We start from the raw sequence: 15363 nt of genomic DNA on the forward strand, positions 1-15363 counted from the left end.
GTCGGGCGCTGCGAACGCCGCACTGTTAGTGCACAGCGCCCTTGGGCAGCGCACCGAGCCGTCGACGCAGTAACTCGGGGTCTCAACGCTGATCAGGCTGGCTTCATTGATCTCTAGGAGGATCAGGCACAAATTCCGTGAGGACGATCAAGGTGGTTCGACTTCGTCACTAGACGTGAGCGACGGCGTTCAGTCAGCCCAGCCCGCGGTGTTCGAGTACGACTCATAGGAGTAGCGGGTGTTGCGGTCCCATTTCTCGCCGGTGATGCGTTCGTATGCATGGTCCGGTGTGTAGAGCAGGCTCTCGGCCCAGATGTGGTCGGTGGCGTACGGGACAAAGTCCGCAGGATCTTCGATGACGCTTTCGAACGCGGTGCGGCCGGCGGCGACGACCGCGCAGCGTGTGTAAAGGAAGGCGTCGCCGGACAGGCCCTCTCCGTGTTCCTTGCGGTCCAGACGGTAGAGCATCCATGACAGCTGTGCGGCGAAGCCGGTGACCACAAACAGCGGGGACTGGGCAAGGCGGTCGGTCAATTCAGCTGCAAGCCGTTCGGCGTCAGGGTCCGGTCCCGTGGGCCTGCACTCTTCGATGAGCTGCCAGAAGGCGTCTTCGTTCATGCCGGTGAGCATGACGCACCAGTCTGACACTACGGCTGCGGTGTCCCCTTGTTTCCTGCTGCCGTAAGGAGGACACGCATGCGGAGCAGGGGGAGCTTGGCTCGTCCGAACATCTGGCGTACGAAGCGCCATCCTCGCGGTCCTGTGATCTGCCAGGCTTCGAACGACGTGTCGGCCGAACACGTCAGATGCGTGCCGCTGTCGAACACCATCCGCAGGACGCCGGACTTGAACGCAACCGCGGACAGGGCATTCGCCCCGAACAGGGGAAGAGCCGCAGCCACGTCCTGAGACTCCGGCGTCAGAGGCAGGCCAGGACTGGTGTGGAGTGACCCTGCCGAGAGCCGAGCCGGTGCTTCCAGTACGACTTCCCACCCCGCATCGAGGGCGAGCGTCAGCCGAAAGTCGATGCTGATCCTGGCGACACTCAGGCCTCGGAGGTTCAGGACCCACCGGTCCTCATGCTCGATCGGTTCCACTTCAGTGCTCATCACCGCACCATGGTCCACTCCGTCGCAGGCGCCAAGGGGTTTTGCTCCTCCTCGGCGGCACCCTCTGCTGAGCAGGCGACTCTCATCTCCCCCGGAGGTCCCGCAGAAGCTGCCCGGGGGCGTCACGAACCTGCATCGGCAGCCATCCGTTCCCCCCACTCGCGCACGGTCACTGCTTGCTCGATGCGGCTTACGATGTCCTTCTTGGACGCCGTGTCCAAGGTCTCCGGGAGCTTGTCGAAGGTGCCGGGAAGGATGTCGAGCAGACCCCAGATCTGTTCGCCGGTGCTGACGGTCAGAAGCTGCTGGCACCTCCACTGCAGCGGCATCTCGGGACGGTGCGTGAGCCGCTGTACGAGGGTAGGAAACAGGTAGTGCGTCGCCTCTGCGGCGAGGTGCTCTTGGAGCCAGTCGACCGGGCGGCGCTGGCTGAAGCCGTGCATGGCGGCCTCTTGGGCCAGGTCCAGGAACTGAGCGGTGTTGACGGCTAGGACAGTGCGGGGAAGGGGCGGGGGCATGTCGAGATGATGCCAAGAAGCCTCCGCGGGGCTGAGAGGTCAGCTGGGTCGGGATGCGATCTGCCGACGGGCAGGACCCCAGACTTCCTCGAAGTCCTCGGAGGTAGGGTCTGTCCAACGAACGGCTCTGTCTCACATCCGGTGGTCACGGGCCGTGAGCACCGGCCGTCGTGGGTTGCAGTGAGTGTGATTGGGCTCTGACCTGGATGGTTCACGCGCGGATGGCGCTGAAGTGGGGCTGCCGCCTCCGAGCGGCCGGCTCACATCGGTGGCCGTTGCGCAGACCGGCCGATTCCATGGAACGAGCAGTCCACCGTACGGACCTGCGACTCCGTGATCGGTAGGCCTACCCATCACCTCCACCACTGCCCATTACCACCGGATGTGAGACAGAGCTGTTCGTTGGACAGACCCCCCTCGGGTGCGTGGTGTCGCCGGGCCGCAACGGCGAAAACCGCCGGGCGCCTGCTGTCGCGGGGGATGGGCAGCAGACGACTCCGGCGGTGGTCTGGGGCTCGCCTGAGGCGCGCGGCGTTCCGCGCGCCCCTGGCGGGCGGCCTACTTGAAGGCCGGCAGGCTGCGCTCGACCCAACCGGCGAAGGAGCCGGCCGGACGGCCGAGGACCTTCTGCACGTCCGGGCTAACCAGCTGCTCGACGGGCAGCGGGGAACCGAGGACGTCCAGGGTGCCGCCGATGACGTCCTCTGGCATGAACTGCGCCAGGTGCGCGTGGGCGGCCTCACGGGTCAGCTCCACGTAGGTCACGTCCCCGCCCAGGGCCTCGCCGATCACCGCGGCCTGCTGGCGCGGGGTGATCGCCTCAGGTCCGGTCAGCACGTACGTTTGACCCGAGTGGCCGTCCTCGCGCAGCGCCACTGCAGCGACCGCGGCGATGTCCGCCGGGTCGACGACGGGCAGCGCGACTTCGCCGAACGGGTGGAAGATCGAGCGCTGGCCGCGGACCGACTCGGCCCAGGCGAAGGCGTTGGAGGCGAAACCGCCTGGGCGCAGGATCGTGTAGTCCAGTCCGGACTCGCGCACGGCCGCCTCGAACTCGCGGAGGCGGTTGTGCGAGACGGTGTCGGAACGGGTGCCGGCGAGCTGGGAAGAGACCAGAACGACCCGCTTGACCTCGGCCTCCTTGGCCAGGTCGAGCAGCACGGTCGCGCTCTCGCCGGGACCGTTCAGCTCGCCGGCCAGCAGGATGAAGAAGGCGTCGGCGCCTTCGAGGACCGGCTTCATGCTCGCGAAATTCCCGAGATCGGCCTGGGCGTGACGGACGCCGTCCGGAAGGCCGGAGGGCAGCGGGCGCCGCGAGACGGCCACGACGTCCTCGCCCACCTCGGCGAGCGCCGCGACCAGCGGGCGGCCGATGTTACCGGTGGCTCCGGTGACAACAATCATGAACAGCTCCCTATTCAATGGGCATTGAGTGAAATTACCGCCGTCGAGCAGCTGCGCCGTCTGGCCTGACGGTGCTCTGCTCCGTCACTTCCAGGACGCTAGCATCCTCAACATAGTAGGTACCTAGGGGAAAGTGACTATCACTCAGTTCCTGCCGTAGACGGCGGCCAGTGAATGCCCAAGGCGTGCGAGAGACTCTCGCGCCTCGGGAGGATCGAGGACCTCGACACGGTGGCCGAGGCCTGCCAGACGGGCCACCAGGTCCTGTACCGACGGACCGTCGGCCGCGAACTCGACCCGCCCGTCAGACTGGATCTCGCCGGTGCGCAGCCGGCCGCCGAACAGCCGACGCAGCAGCGGCACGGCGTCCAGGTCGGCTCGGGCGCGCACGGTCGTCGCGCTCAGGCGTTGCTCCACCTCGGCGACCAAGTCCTGCCAGGCCGAGGCTAGTTCGAAGCCTTCGGGACGCCGCACCGGTTCGCCTGTCGGCTCCACGAAGGTGACCCGGCTGACCCGGAAGGTACGCGGCCCGTCCTCGGTGCCGGCCACGAGGTACCAGCAGCCGGCCTTGGACACCAGGCCGAGCGGGTGCACGGTCCGCTCACTGGGCGTCCTGTCGGGGTGCGCAGTGTAGCCGAGGCGGACCCGTTCACCGCCCAGCACCGCCCGTTCCAGGGCGTGGTGGTGGGGTCCGCTGCTGTCCGCCGCCGTACGCGACCAGTCGAGCCCATCGATGACGATCGCCTTGGCCGCCGCCTCGGCGTGCGGCCGCATCGGGGCGGGCACGGCCCCCCACAGCTTGCGCAGCGCCGCTCGCAGTTCGGGCGAGGCCGACAGAGGTCCGGCGGCCAGGAAGAGCGCCCCGATCTCGCGCGAGGTGAAGCCGGTGAGGTCGGTGCGCGCACCGCCGATCAGGCTCCACCCGCCGCCCCGGCCACGCTGCGAGTAGACGGGGACGCCAGCCGTGCCGAGGGCCTCCAGGTCGCGGCGCGCGGTGCGTTCGGACACTTCGAGCTCTTGCGCCACCTCACCCACCGTCACCCTCCCGCGCGCCTGGAGCATCAGCAGGGTCGCCACCAGACGATCAGCCTTCAAGACGGTCATCCCTAATTAATCTTTTTTCTAAAATAGGACACAAGAGGGCCTATTTGGCGTGGACGATGAAAACATGACTGAGAATGCGAATTCCGCCTCCCCCACCTCTTCCTCCCCCGACGCCACCGACCCGCGCGGTGGTCTGTTCAAGGCCGTCGAACTCGTCGGACGCACCCTCGCCGCAGTGCGCCCCGACCAGTACGACACCACCACCCCGTGTCCCGACTACTCGGTCCGCGACATGGGTAACCACCTCGTGTCGGTACTGCGTCGGATCGCCGTACTGGGCGCGGGCGGCTCGTTCATGAGCGTTCCGCACTTCGCCGACGACGTCGCCGACGGCGCCTGGGCCGCGGCGTGGGCCCAGGCAACGAAGGAGTTCGACGCTGTGTGGTCCGACCCCGCCGTGCTCGGGCGCCAGATCGGCCTGCCGTGGGGCCCGGTTCCGGGTGTGGTCGGCGCGGTGATCTACACCAATGAGCTGGTGCTGCACACCTGGGACCTGGCCAAGGCCACCAGCCAGTCCCCCGAGTGGGACCCGGAGGTTCTCGCGGCGCCGCTGGCCCACATGCACCGGGCCGTGCCCGCGGAGCCCCGCGGCGGCCAGGTGCCGTTCGGTCCTGTGGTCGACGTGCGCGAAGACGCTCCCGACATCGACAAGCTCGTGGGCTGGTACGGCCGCCGCCCCTGATGGGCGGGGCCTCACCGGGCCGCCGGGTATCTGCCCGGCGGCCCTGCGGCGTACCCCCGGCTCAAGCGCGGACGGCCTCGACGATGCTGCAGAGCCCGCCGCTCGGGAGGATGCGGGACAGCTTCAGGCCGGCCTTCGCGAAGAGTTCCGCGTACTGGGCCTCGCTGCGCTGCACTCCGTCGGCGTGGGCCATCATGTTGAGGTCCATCAGCTTGACGGTCAGCCCCTCGTCGCCGTCCGCTGGCATGACGACCTCGACGAGCAGCACGCGGCCGTCATCCGCCATCGCCTCTCGGATGCGCGAGAGGATGATCTCGGCCTTCTTGTCTTCCCAGTTGTGGAGGACGTTCACCACCAGGTAGGCGTCGCCGCCCTCCGGCACGGACGCCAGGAAGTCGCCGCCGACGATCTCGACGCGGTCCTGTACACCGGCCTTCTCGAACTCCGCTCCCGCGCCAGCCGTGACCTCCGGCTGGTCGAACAGCACGCCCTGCGCCTGCGGGTTGGCCGAAAGGATGGCCGCGAGGAGCTGGCCGTGGCCGCCGCCGACGTCCACCACCTTGCGGAAGGAGCTGTAGTCGTACGCCTTCACCACGGGGGTGGTCACCTGCGAGGAGGTGTCCGTCATGGCCAGGTCGAACACCTCGGAGACTTCCGGGTTGTCCCGCATGTACTCCCAGACCGGCTTGCCGTGCACGGTCTCGAACACGGAGCGGCCGGTCCGCACGGACTCGGCGAGGCCCGTCCAGGTGGAACGCTCCGCGGGCAGGCCGACCCACCGGGCGAAGTTCCGCATCGAGTCGGGGGCATCACTGCGCAGTGCCTGGCCCACCTCGGTGAGGGCGAAGACACGGCCCTCCTGCTCCTCGAACAGCCCGATGTCGGCGCAGGTGCGCAGCAGCCGGTAGAGGTTGGTGGTGTCGGCGTCCAGTTCCTTGGCAAGGTCCTCGACGCCGCGGGGCCCCTGGGCGAGGGCGTCGGCCACGGCGAGCTCGGCGGCCGCGCTGACCGCCGCCGCGACCCAGCTCGACATGGCGAGCTGCAGGATCCGGGCGAAGGGGGGAATCTGGGTGGGTGCGGACTGCAAGACGGTCACAGCCTTTCGTTGCGTTTGTCTGTGGGGAACGGTGCGGGTGTGGGGCCGACGCGGGCTCCTCAGGCAGCGCCGACGGAGTGCGGGGAGTTGAAAAAGCGCTTCGGGTCGTACTTGTTCTTGACTGTGACCAGGCGCGAGTAGTTGGCGCCGTAGTAGGACTGCTTCCAGTCCTGCAGGGCCGGGTCCATGTAGTTCACGTACGTTCCGCCGTTGGAGTGGGGGTTGACCGCGGCGAACCCGCCGTCGACCCACTGCTGCGCCACGGCCTTGCCCTCGGGAGTGGCGTTCGCGGCATCGGCGGTCGTCGACCGGTAACTGACGCAGAAGAGCGTGTCCCTGTGTGGGTAGGCCGTCGCGCTGGCGGCCACGTCGTTGGCGACGCCGCCGAACCAGTGGACCTCCAGCGTGCGCCGCTGGCCGGCGGCCTGGTGCGCGTCGAAGGCCGCCATGACGTCCGCCCAGCCGCTCTGCGGCAAGGGCTGGGACACCATGCGCATCCGCTCCACGCCGAAGGCCGGCCTGGTGAGCTGGCCGGTGGTGGTCTTCTCAGAGCGGCGGCACGCGTCCTGGCTCAGGCTGCCGCAGCCGAAGATGTTCAGCATCAGATCGCGGTAGGACGTGGTCATGTCCTGCCGTCCGACCGGCTGGCCCGTCATGGCGAGCAGCCGTGCCGTCTCGGCGGCCAGTTCGGCGGACGTGCCGCGGGAGACCAGGGTCACCACGGTGGTGGGCACGGCGCCCGGCGCGGCGTCCGGCAGGGTGATATAGGCGCCGCCGGAGATGGAACGCGGCGCGTTCACGAGCCAGCGGGTGGACGCGTCGAGGACCTCGACCGACCGCTCGTAGGGGAAGAAGAGGTACGAGACCAGCAGCGGGCCGATCACGTGCGGGGTGAGCTCGTAGGAGGTGACGACACCGAAGTTGCCGCCGCCGCCCCCGCGTATCGCCCAGTAGAGATCGCTGTTCTTCGTGGCCGACGCGGTGACGGTGTTGCCGTTGGCCAGGACCACTTGGGCAGAGCGCACCGAGTCGCAGCCCACGCCCAGGCTGCGGGTCATGAAGCTGAGCCCGCCGCCCTGGAGGAAGCCGCCGGCCGCCACCGTGGGGCAGCCGCCGCTGCTGAGGGACAGGCCCTTGGCGGCCAGGGTGTTCAGCACGTCAATGTTGAGGGAACCGGGACCGATCGTCACGGTGTTCGTGCCGAACTTGATCGCGTTCATCTCGGACACGTCGATGACCAGGCCCTGTGTGGTCGAGGCACCGGCGTAGTTGTGTCCACCGCTTCGCACGGCGACGTGCAGGCCCTCGCTCTGAGCGAAGAGGATCGCGTTCGACACGTCGGCGGGCGTCTTGCAGTAGGCGATCGCCTGAGGGTTGATCACGTCGAACTGGGCCAGTTCGAGCTGCTTGGCGACGGGGTACTCGGCATGGGACGGCAGCACCAGCCGGCCGTCCATCTGCAGGTCGAGCCACCACCAGGGGGTCGAGGAGCTCGTGGAGGCCGTCGCCCCCGCAGCCGTCGTGGCCTGCGGAAGCAGGGCGGCGCCCACCCCGGCGGCGGCGGTGCCCAGCATCGTTCTACGGGTGATCATGTGAGGTCCAGGTGTCCGTTCTCGCGGAGGATGGAAGGGGATCGCGGTCAGGAGACCTTGCGGCCGCGCAGGCCCTGCTTTACGACGCCGGCGAGCATGGAGCGGCCGAGGTCGCGCATCTCCTTGGGGCCGGACGTGCTCGCCCACCACATGAACTTGATCATCGTGGGGGTGGTGGCCCGGAAGAACCGGTGGTCCTCGGGGCCCTTCCAGCCGAATGGCGTGTTGACGGACTCGCAGTCGCGGATGGCTTGGAAGACGATGTCCGCGGCCTTGTCGCCGTCGATCTCGCCCGCCTCGTACCGCTCACAGGTTTCGACGGTGATGTCGAAGAGGTGCTTAAAGGCGTGGCTGTCCGGCCACCACAGGCCCGTGTACGGGGCCTTCTCCATGTTCTTGAAGTGGCGGTCGTCGCCGTCCAGCTCGAAGTTCTGGCGCGCCATGATCTGCCGCATTGTGGCCGGGGTGGTGAAGCAGGCCCACACCCGGAAGACCGCGTTCCAGAGGCGGAAGTGGTCGAAGGCGATGTAGGAGGCGTTGACGATGTTGTCGTTGTACGTCAGCAGGCCCTGCTCCAGCTGCTCCACGTACTCGAAGCGCTCCGCCTTGAAGTCGTCGTCGCGCAGCGCGTCCAGCACCCGCCAGGCGAGGGCGTCGACGACCTCGAAGGTGTTGGACAGACCACGCGAGTACAGCGGGTCGATGAAGCCGGCGGCGTGCGACATCAGGCACCAGCGGTCGCCCACGGTCTGCTTCGAGGAGTACTGGATGCGGTCGGTGGAAACCCACTCGCGGACCCGCTTGGCCCCGTCGAACTGGCGCTTCACCGCCGGGTACATGTCGAGGTAGTGGTTGAACTCCTCGTCCGGCGTCATGTCCGTCGGCTTGGGGTACAGCCGCTCGTCGAAGGTCAGGCCGACGCTGCAGGCCGGGTTCTTGGAGTCCTTGTAGTTGTCGAACGGGATGATCCAGAACCAGCCGCGTTCGATGAGGTGGTGCAGGGTGCCGCCGTGGAAGGGCGAGCCGGCCGGCGGGCGCAGCGCCTCCGGGTAGTTGCACACCTCGTCGTACGGCTTGACGCCGACGTAGTGCGTGAACAGCGAGCGCGCGTGGTGCTTGTGCCGCGGCGGGTTCTCGCGCAGGTCGAACTTCTGCGCGAGCGGGGAGCGGAAGCCGCTCGCGTCGATGAGGTATTTGGCGCGGAACACCTCGCCGTTCTTGCCGGTGACCGTGACGCCGTCGTCGTCGAAGTCGAGGTCGGTGGCGAACCAGTTCTGCCTGAGGGTGCAGCCGTACTTGGCGGCGACGTTCAGGTAGTACGAGTCGGTGTCCTGCCGGAAGAGGTGCACGGCCTCGGTGAGCATCTTCGGGATGACGAACATGTTCGCCTCACGTGGGTCCGGCTCGCGGTTCTTGCGGTGCGAGACGAAGCCGAAGCTCTGCTTGCGGCCGTGGTGAGGGCCGATGTGCTCGGTGACTGCCTTGATGTCCAGCATGTGCTTGATCTCGGGGACGTCGTAGCGCGTGGCCAGAATGTGCAGCCACTCGACGAGCTGCGGGTTCTGCGACTCGCCGACGGCGAACCGCGGGTGCTGGCCCGCGTCGATGAGCACCACGTTGGCACCCTGTCGGGCCAGGATCGCCCCCGTGATCGAGCCCGCGAGGCCCGAACCCAGGATGGCTACGTCGCACTCGGTCCACTCGGCGGCCTCGGGGGCCACTTTCTTAGCCTCAGCCTTGGTGGGCAAGACCGCACTCCTCTTTCTCGGATGGATGGGGCGCGTCCGGGTTCGCGTGCCGGCCGGTCGTCATAAGGTCAGCCGGCGCTGCGGGGCTCGCCGAACCACTGGGCGAGGGCATCGGTCAGGCCCTCGGCGGAGCCGTCCTTGCTCGCCCAGGCGACGTAGCCGTCGGGGCGCACCAGGAGGCTGGCGGCCGGCGCGTCGGCGTCTGCGCGTTCAGCGGTGACGATGTCGACCCGGTCCGCCCAGGCCGCGTGGGCTTCGCGCAGCGCGGCACTGCCGTGCAGGTCGAGCAGGACTGGACGGCCCGCATGGAGCTGTTCGTACGTGGTGCTCTTCTCGTCGCCGACCAGCAGTTCCTGCTCGGGCAGGCGCCGGCCGAGCAGCGGGTGGTCACCCGGGGCCGCGCCGTAGGTGATGTCGAGGCCGGTGACCAGGCCCACGAGGTGGCGCCGCACCTCCTCGATCTGGACCAGCTCGGCGAACAGGTCGCGCAGCGGCTGCGCCTCGGGGCCGCCGAGGTAAAGGGTGCGCTGCACGAGGGTGTTGTTGATGATCCGGGCGCCGACCGCGTGGCGCTCGGCGTGGTAGGTGTCGAGCAGGCCCTCCGGGGCGTGGCCCTTGATCGTGGCGGCGAGCTTCCAGCCGAGGTTGACCACGTCGCCGACGGCGGCGCTGATGCCCTGGGCGCCGATGGGCAGGTGGATGTGAGCGGCGTCGCCCGCGAGGAAGACACGACCCTGGCGGTAGGTGGCGGCCTGGCGGCTGGCATCGGTGAAGTAACTGGTCCACAGCGCGGTGGCGCCACTGATGTCCTCGCCGGTCACCCGCTGGAAGGCCGAGGCCACCTCTTCGAAAGTGGGCGGCTCCTGGGTGGAGCGGACGCCCGCACCGCGCTCGAAGACCACGACGCGGGTCGCGTGCGGGCCGAGCGGGAGGACGACCACCATGCCGGCCTCGCCGACTTCGCCGGTCGGGCGGATGCGCAGCGGGATGCCGGTGACGTCGGCCATCTTCATCTCGAGGGTGGCGCCGACGCCGGGAAAGTCGATGCCGGCCAGGCGGCGGACGGTGCTGCGGGCACCGTCGCAGCCCACCAGGTAGGCGGCGCGCAGCGTCTCGACGCCCTCGGGGCCGACGGCCTCGACCTGGACGCCGTTGTCGTCCTGCGTCATGCCGACGACCTCGACGCCCCGGCGGACTTCGGCGCCCAGACCCGCGGCCCACTTGTTGATGATGGCCTCGGTCCGCGACTGGGGGACACCTCGGACACCGAAGTTGCCGCCCTCGATGATGCGGTAGTCGAGGGGGAGTCCGCCGAAGTGCCCACCGGGAATGGTGTCCAGTTCGCCGAATTCCTTGAGGAGTCCGCGCTGTCCGAACTCCTCGATGGTGCGAGCCGAGAATCCGAGGGCTCGTGACTGCTGCATCGGCTCTGCCAACCGGTCGAGCACGATGACCGACAGACCCGAGAGACGAAGTTCCCCCGCGAGCATGAGACCCGAAGGCCCTGCGCCGGCAACAATCACATCGGCGTTATAGGTGACCATATTCCCTCTCCCACTGGCGTTTTCTCCAGTATTCCGAGGGCGTAGGGGAACCTGAATGGCCTCCGATACAGAACTCTGTGAACTTCGTCAGATCTCAGGCAGCTTCTACACGGACAGCACGCGAGAGGGTGCCGGAAGCGTGTTCCGGCACCCTCTGGTGGCCTCAGTACATGCCCATCACGCGGTCGACCGCGATCTCGATGACCGCCAGGCCCGGCAGCTGCGGCGGCGCGGACCAGTACCGCTTGGTGTAGCGGCGGGCCCCCTCCACGAGCCGCGGGGGGTCGGTGGAGACGGTCGCCGATCCCTCCAGGGTAATCCAGCGGAACCCCACGGACTGGCACACGGCGACCCGGTCACCGTCGGCGGCCAGCACGTTGCGGGCCTTCTGGCGCGTCACCGTGGTCATGACCCTGGCCAGGCCCGCCTCACCGTCCCAGGTGAACCGTACGGGCGCGACGTGCGGCGTCCCGTCGGGGCGCAGTGTGGTCAGGCTGCACAGGTGGTTCTCGGCGAGAAAGTCCTCGGCTGTGACCGGCAGAGGCAGATGAAGGGGCATGGCCGTTGCCAATCCTTGGCGTGAGGTTTCGGAAAAGGGGGACTGCAAGCGGCCGTCGGCGGCTTCCCGGAAGCTACCATCCTCAATAAAGTAGGTACCTAGAGGAAAGTGACTTCCCGGAAGGTGAGGCCTGAATGAAAAGCCCTGCGACGTTGGGCGGCGCCGCCGCCGAGCACGCGCAACGGATCGCCTCGGAGCTGGCCTGTCCGATCGCGCCGGTCCTCGACATCGTGTTCAGCCGCTGGACGACACCAATCCTGTGGACCCTCAACGAGTACGGCGTCCAGCGCTTCGTCGAACTGCACCGCAACATCAGGACCATCACGCCCAAGGTGCTGACACAGCGGCTGCGTCAGCTGGAGCGGGACGGGCTGGTGGTACGGACGTACTATCCCGAGATGCCTCCCAGGGTGGAGTACGAGATCAGCCCGCTGGGCAAGAGCCTGGCCCCGCTCTTCGCCTCGCTCGCCGACTGGGCCGCCGACCACCTGCCCAGGGTCGAGCGGGCGCGGCAGGCGTTCGACGCGGCGGAGGAGCAGGCCGCGGCCCGCCAGCGCTGACGGCACGGCCCCGGGTCGGCGTCAGCGCTGCAGGGCCGACTCGCGGCCCAGCTCGCGCATGGAGCCCTGGAAGAAGATGAGCGGATCCTCCTTCTTGGCGGGCGCGCCGAGTGCGACGACCTCGCCGAGCAGGATGGCGTGGTCTCCGCCGTCGTACTCGGTGACGAGCCGGCACTCCAGGTAGGCCAGGGCCTCGCTGAGCACCGGCATGTCACCGGCGGACATATGGTGCGGCACCTCTTCGATCCGGGCGGTCTGGCGGCCGGCGAACGCCCAGGCCACGGGCTCCTGCTGATGGGTCAGGAAGTTCACCACGAAGCCGCCGGACTCCTGGACCACCGGCAGCAGCCGGGAGTTCTCGTGGAGGCAGATGAGCACGAGCGGCGGATCCACGGAGACCGAGGTGAAGGAGTTCACCGTGGCACCGGCGGCGTTCTCGGCGCTTCCCGAGGTGATGACCGTGACACCGGTGGCGAAGTTCCCGCACACGGTGCGCAGCGCACGGCCGTCCACCGGACTGAGCTGCTCGGAAGTGGATTGCGAAACGGAGATCACGACAGCCCTCTCAATTCTCGTCAAGCGCGCGGACGGGGCAGGTCCGCGACGGGTTCGGGAGTCGCCGGCGACTGCACGGCCTCGGGGTCGGCGGGCACCGGACGGCGCCTGGACAGCAACGGACCCGCCATCGCCGTCGTGAGGAGAGCCATGATCACCAGCATGGTGAACATGCGCCCGTCGAGTACGCCCAGGCTGACGGCGGCGTTGAGGATGATGAGTTCGGTCAGGCCGCGGGTGTTCATCAGCAGCCCGAGGTCCTTCGCCTCCCGCCAGGAGAACCCGGCCAGCTTCGCCGGGACTATGGCGCCTATCAGCTTGCCCGCGCAGGCCACGAAGACAATCGCGGCGAGCGCGATGTAGTCGCCGCCGGTGAGGGAACCGAGGTCCACGCCGAGCCCCGTGACGATGAAGAAGACGGGGAGCAGCACGACACTGACGTTGTCCATGGGCTTGCGCAAGTGCTGCGCCAGGACCATGGCCGGCTCACGCGGCATGATGAAGCCGAAGAGGAAGGCGCCGAAGATGGCGTGGATGCCGATCCAGGTGGTCAGCCACGCCGAGGTCAGGGCGCCCGCGCAGAGCACCGCGAGCAGCGCGGACCAGCGCTCGGAGGCGGCCCAGCGCCACACCAGACGGGACACCAGCGGTCGTACGACCACCAGCATCACTACCACGTAGACCACGCTGAGCAGCCCGATGCGCGCGAGGTCGGAGTAGTCGCCGTCCGCGGTGACCAGGGCCGATACGTACGCCAGCAGGCACCAGGCGAGCAGGTCGTCTATGGCGGCGCTGGCCAGCGCCAGCGAACCGACCCGGGTCTCCAGTAGCTTGTTCTCGGAGAGGATCCGGGCCAGTACGGGGAAGGCGGTCACCGACATCGCGGTGCCGAGGAAGGTGGCGAACGCCGCGAAGGAAATCTCCTGCCCGGCCACGGTGGCGTGTTCGGGGTACAGGAACGGGGCCAGAGCCAGCCCCAGGCCGAAGGCCACGGCGATCGAGGACAGCGAGACGCCTACGGCGAGCCCGGCATGCGTCCTGATCAGCCGCTTCTCGAACTCCCAGCCGACTACGAACATGAAGAGGATCAGGCCGACCTGGGAGACGGCCGACAGCAGCGGCCGGACGTCGGCGGGGAAGATGCGCTGCGTCAGGTCTCCAGGCAGCAGGCCAAGAACGCTGGGGCCGAGCAGGATGCCTGCGGTGATCTCGCCGACCACCGCGGGCTGGCGCAGCTTCTGGGCCAGCCGTCCAACTGCGGCGCCCGCCACCAGCACCAGCGCAATGTCGGCGAGCATGATCGCGAGCTTCATCTCCTGGGCAGCGGGCGCCGCCAGGACGGTCATGGGGACTCCTGCGGCCGCGGCGGTGTACCGCGGCTCCACAGGACGCGGAAGGACAGGGTTGCCAGCCGCCAGCCATCGGCGGTAAGGCGGGCCTCACCGGTCGCCAGGGTTCCGACCTGAAACAGCGGCTCGGCGGCCGCACCGGAGTGGTGGACGTGCGTCGAGACGAGATTGGCGCGCAGTACGGCCCGCTCCCCGGCCTCGCCGAACTCCACGACCGCGGGCGAGCCCAGGTGCTGGGTGGCGGCGAAGGCCCCCAGCGCGTCGCGGTGGTAGTCGGCGAGCCCGTTCAGGCCCTCGTGCCGGCTCATGGGAAACTCGACCCGGGCATCTTTCGTGAAGAGTTCCTGTGCCCATGCGTCGTCGAGTTCTTGGTCGTCGAGACCGATGAGATACCGGTCCAGCAGGGCACTTATCTCAAATGGTTCCTGGCCTGGATGCATTGAAGGAGCATGGCGCGCACGCCAATCGGTAACCAAGTCCGTTTTTAATTTCCCTGACGAAGTTGTGGAACATCTGACACCCCCTTCAAACACTTGACAAATCTGCCAATAACCCTGAACAGAAGGGGCCTTCTTATCGCCCGGCCTCCTTGCGATGCTGCTCTCGAAACTCAATTTCCTCGAACGGAAGAGACGAGAATGCCGAAGATCGCAGCAGATGGTCAGCACCTGACTGTCCTCAACCTGTTCTCGACGGACGCGGACGAGAAGCAGGTCAAGCTGCTCGCCGCGATGCGTGAGATCGTCGACTCCGCGGCCTACGAGGGCTGGATCTCCAGCACGGTCCACGCTGGCCAGGACAAGCCGGGCACGGCGAACTTCATCCAGTGGCGCAGCACCGAGGACCTCGAGTCCCGTTACGCCGGCGAGGAGTTCAAGCACCGCACGCTTCCGCTCTTCGGCGAGATCACCACCTCGATCCGCCTGCTCCAGAACGAGATCGCCTTCACCCAGCACAAGCCGGAGCTCGGCGCCACGGAGATCTCCCCGGACCGCGACGACTACACGGCCATCGAGCTGTTCGGCGTGGCCGAGGAGGACCAGGAGAACCTCATCGACGCCCTGGGCGGGTCCCAGGAATGGCTGCTCGACGTCCCCGGCTACCGCACCCACACGGTCCTGCGCGGCCTGCGCGCCCGCGGCATCGAGGGCAAGTTCGTCGTCGTCTACTCCCAGTGGGACAGCAAGGAGGCCTACGACGCTTTCCGCGCCCAGCGTGAGTCGGAGCGCTCGCCGGAGCGCCAGAAGGTCGACGCGCGCGTCGCCGCCGTGCAGACCTGGCAGGACGAGAACACCTACCGCGTCGTGCACACCCGCAACGCGGGCGAGTGATCCTCCCGGCGGCGGTCCGGCCGGCTGTGCGGCTGCCGGACCGCCGCCGGGCCTGAGCGAAAGCTCGTAGTACCAGTACCAGCGTCAAGGACGAGATCGCGCACGGACGCGGGCGCACTCCACCGTCCGCCTGACCGAGGACGCCCCCGGCCTGCAGACCCTGGAGATGGACACCCGCGCCAAGGACGGCTCCGTCCACACCACCAAGTCCT

The 15363-nt window shown here is 68.2% G+C and carries 16 protein-coding genes; 3 read left to right on the top strand and 13 right to left on the bottom strand.

What is annotated here, in order from left to right:
- Window positions 1-189 precede the first annotated feature (189 nt).
- The 5 genes from ABZX79_RS33755 to ABZX79_RS33775 all read right to left on the bottom strand — a co-directional run bounded on the left by ABZX79_RS33755 (window position 190) and on the right by ABZX79_RS33775 (window position 4135).
- Window positions 190-618, bottom strand: a complete 429-nt coding sequence (locus ABZX79_RS33755; protein WP_355266456.1) for a DUF4240 domain-containing protein — start codon at window positions 616-618, stop codon at window positions 190-192.
- Window positions 619-647: 29 nt separating this feature from the next.
- Complete coding sequence (locus ABZX79_RS33760; protein WP_355266458.1) at window positions 648-1109, bottom strand: DUF6188 family protein; 462 nt, start codon at window positions 1107-1109, stop codon at window positions 648-650.
- Between the two features lie 122 nt (window positions 1110-1231).
- Window positions 1232-1627: a hypothetical protein gene (locus ABZX79_RS33765; RefSeq protein ID WP_355266461.1), complete on the bottom strand. Its 396-nt coding sequence runs from the start codon at window positions 1625-1627 to the stop codon at window positions 1232-1234.
- Window positions 1628-2185: 558 nt separating this feature from the next.
- Window positions 2186-3031: an NAD(P)H-binding protein gene (locus ABZX79_RS33770; RefSeq protein ID WP_355266464.1), complete on the bottom strand. Its 846-nt coding sequence runs from the start codon at window positions 3029-3031 to the stop codon at window positions 2186-2188.
- 144 nt (window positions 3032-3175) lie between these two features.
- Window positions 3176-4135 carry a YafY family protein gene (locus tag ABZX79_RS33775; protein WP_355266466.1) on the bottom strand — a complete coding sequence of 320 codons (960 nt, stop codon included), beginning with the start codon at window positions 4133-4135 and terminating at the stop codon, window positions 3176-3178.
- 64 nt (window positions 4136-4199) lie between these two features.
- On the opposite strand from ABZX79_RS33775, the gene ABZX79_RS33780 reads away from it, so the two are divergent.
- The gene (locus ABZX79_RS33780; protein ID WP_355266469.1) at window positions 4200-4817 is read left to right on the top strand and encodes a TIGR03086 family metal-binding protein; all 618 of its coding nucleotides are present in this window, start codon (window positions 4200-4202) and stop codon (window positions 4815-4817) included.
- Window positions 4818-4878: 61 nt separating this feature from the next.
- Here the strand turns inward: ABZX79_RS33780 and ABZX79_RS33785 are convergent, their stop codons facing one another.
- The 5 genes from ABZX79_RS33785 to ABZX79_RS33805 form a co-directional block, all read right to left on the bottom strand.
- Window positions 4879-5913 (bottom strand): methyltransferase, encoded by a 1035-nt coding sequence (locus ABZX79_RS33785; protein WP_355266471.1) that lies wholly within the window; start codon window positions 5911-5913, stop codon window positions 4879-4881.
- A gap of 59 nt (window positions 5914-5972) precedes the next feature.
- Window positions 5973-7505 carry an FAD-dependent oxidoreductase gene (locus ABZX79_RS33790; protein WP_355266474.1) on the bottom strand — a complete coding sequence of 511 codons (1533 nt, stop codon included), beginning with the start codon at window positions 7503-7505 and terminating at the stop codon, window positions 5973-5975.
- A 47-nt stretch (window positions 7506-7552) separates the two neighbouring features.
- A complete protein-coding gene (locus tag ABZX79_RS33795; RefSeq protein ID WP_355266476.1) occupies window positions 7553-9253 on the bottom strand; it encodes a tryptophan 7-halogenase in 1701 nt (566 codons plus the stop codon).
- A 68-nt stretch (window positions 9254-9321) separates the two neighbouring features.
- Window positions 9322-10797 carry an FAD-dependent monooxygenase gene (locus tag ABZX79_RS33800; RefSeq protein ID WP_355266479.1) on the bottom strand — a complete coding sequence of 492 codons (1476 nt, stop codon included), beginning with the start codon at window positions 10795-10797 and terminating at the stop codon, window positions 9322-9324.
- Between the two features lie 163 nt (window positions 10798-10960).
- The gene (locus ABZX79_RS33805) at window positions 10961-11356 is read right to left on the bottom strand and encodes a pyridoxamine 5'-phosphate oxidase family protein (protein WP_355266481.1); all 396 of its coding nucleotides are present in this window, start codon (window positions 11354-11356) and stop codon (window positions 10961-10963) included.
- 134 nt (window positions 11357-11490) lie between these two features.
- Here ABZX79_RS33805 and ABZX79_RS33810 point away from each other — a divergent pair, with 134 nt between their 5' ends.
- A complete protein-coding gene (locus ABZX79_RS33810) occupies window positions 11491-11916 on the top strand; it encodes a helix-turn-helix domain-containing protein (RefSeq protein WP_355266483.1) in 426 nt (141 codons plus the stop codon).
- A 21-nt stretch (window positions 11917-11937) separates the two neighbouring features.
- Here ABZX79_RS33810 and ABZX79_RS33815 read toward each other — a convergent pair whose 3' ends face one another.
- The 3 genes from ABZX79_RS33815 to ABZX79_RS33825 are packed head-to-tail and all read right to left on the bottom strand — an operon-like array spanning window position 11938 to window position 14260.
- On the bottom strand, window positions 11938-12471 hold the full coding sequence (locus ABZX79_RS33815; RefSeq protein WP_355266486.1) for a flavin reductase family protein: 534 nt from the start codon (window positions 12469-12471) through the stop codon (window positions 11938-11940).
- A gap of 20 nt (window positions 12472-12491) precedes the next feature.
- Window positions 12492-13817 (bottom strand): cation:proton antiporter, encoded by a 1326-nt coding sequence (locus tag ABZX79_RS33820; RefSeq protein WP_355266488.1) that lies wholly within the window; start codon window positions 13815-13817, stop codon window positions 12492-12494.
- Window positions 13814-14260: a nuclear transport factor 2 family protein gene (locus tag ABZX79_RS33825; protein ID WP_355266491.1), complete on the bottom strand. Its 447-nt coding sequence runs from the start codon at window positions 14258-14260 to the stop codon at window positions 13814-13816. The genes ABZX79_RS33820 and ABZX79_RS33825 overlap by 4 nt, the downstream gene beginning before the upstream one ends.
- Before the next feature lie 198 nt (window positions 14261-14458).
- On the opposite strand from ABZX79_RS33825, the gene ABZX79_RS33830 reads away from it, so the two are divergent.
- Window positions 14459-15151: an antibiotic biosynthesis monooxygenase gene (locus ABZX79_RS33830; protein WP_355266494.1), complete on the top strand. Its 693-nt coding sequence runs from the start codon at window positions 14459-14461 to the stop codon at window positions 15149-15151.
- Window positions 15152-15363: the final 212 nt, after the last annotated feature.

Source organism: Streptomyces sp. NPDC002994, from assembly GCF_040611155.1.
GTDB lineage: Bacteria > Actinomycetota > Actinomycetes > Streptomycetales > Streptomycetaceae > Streptomyces.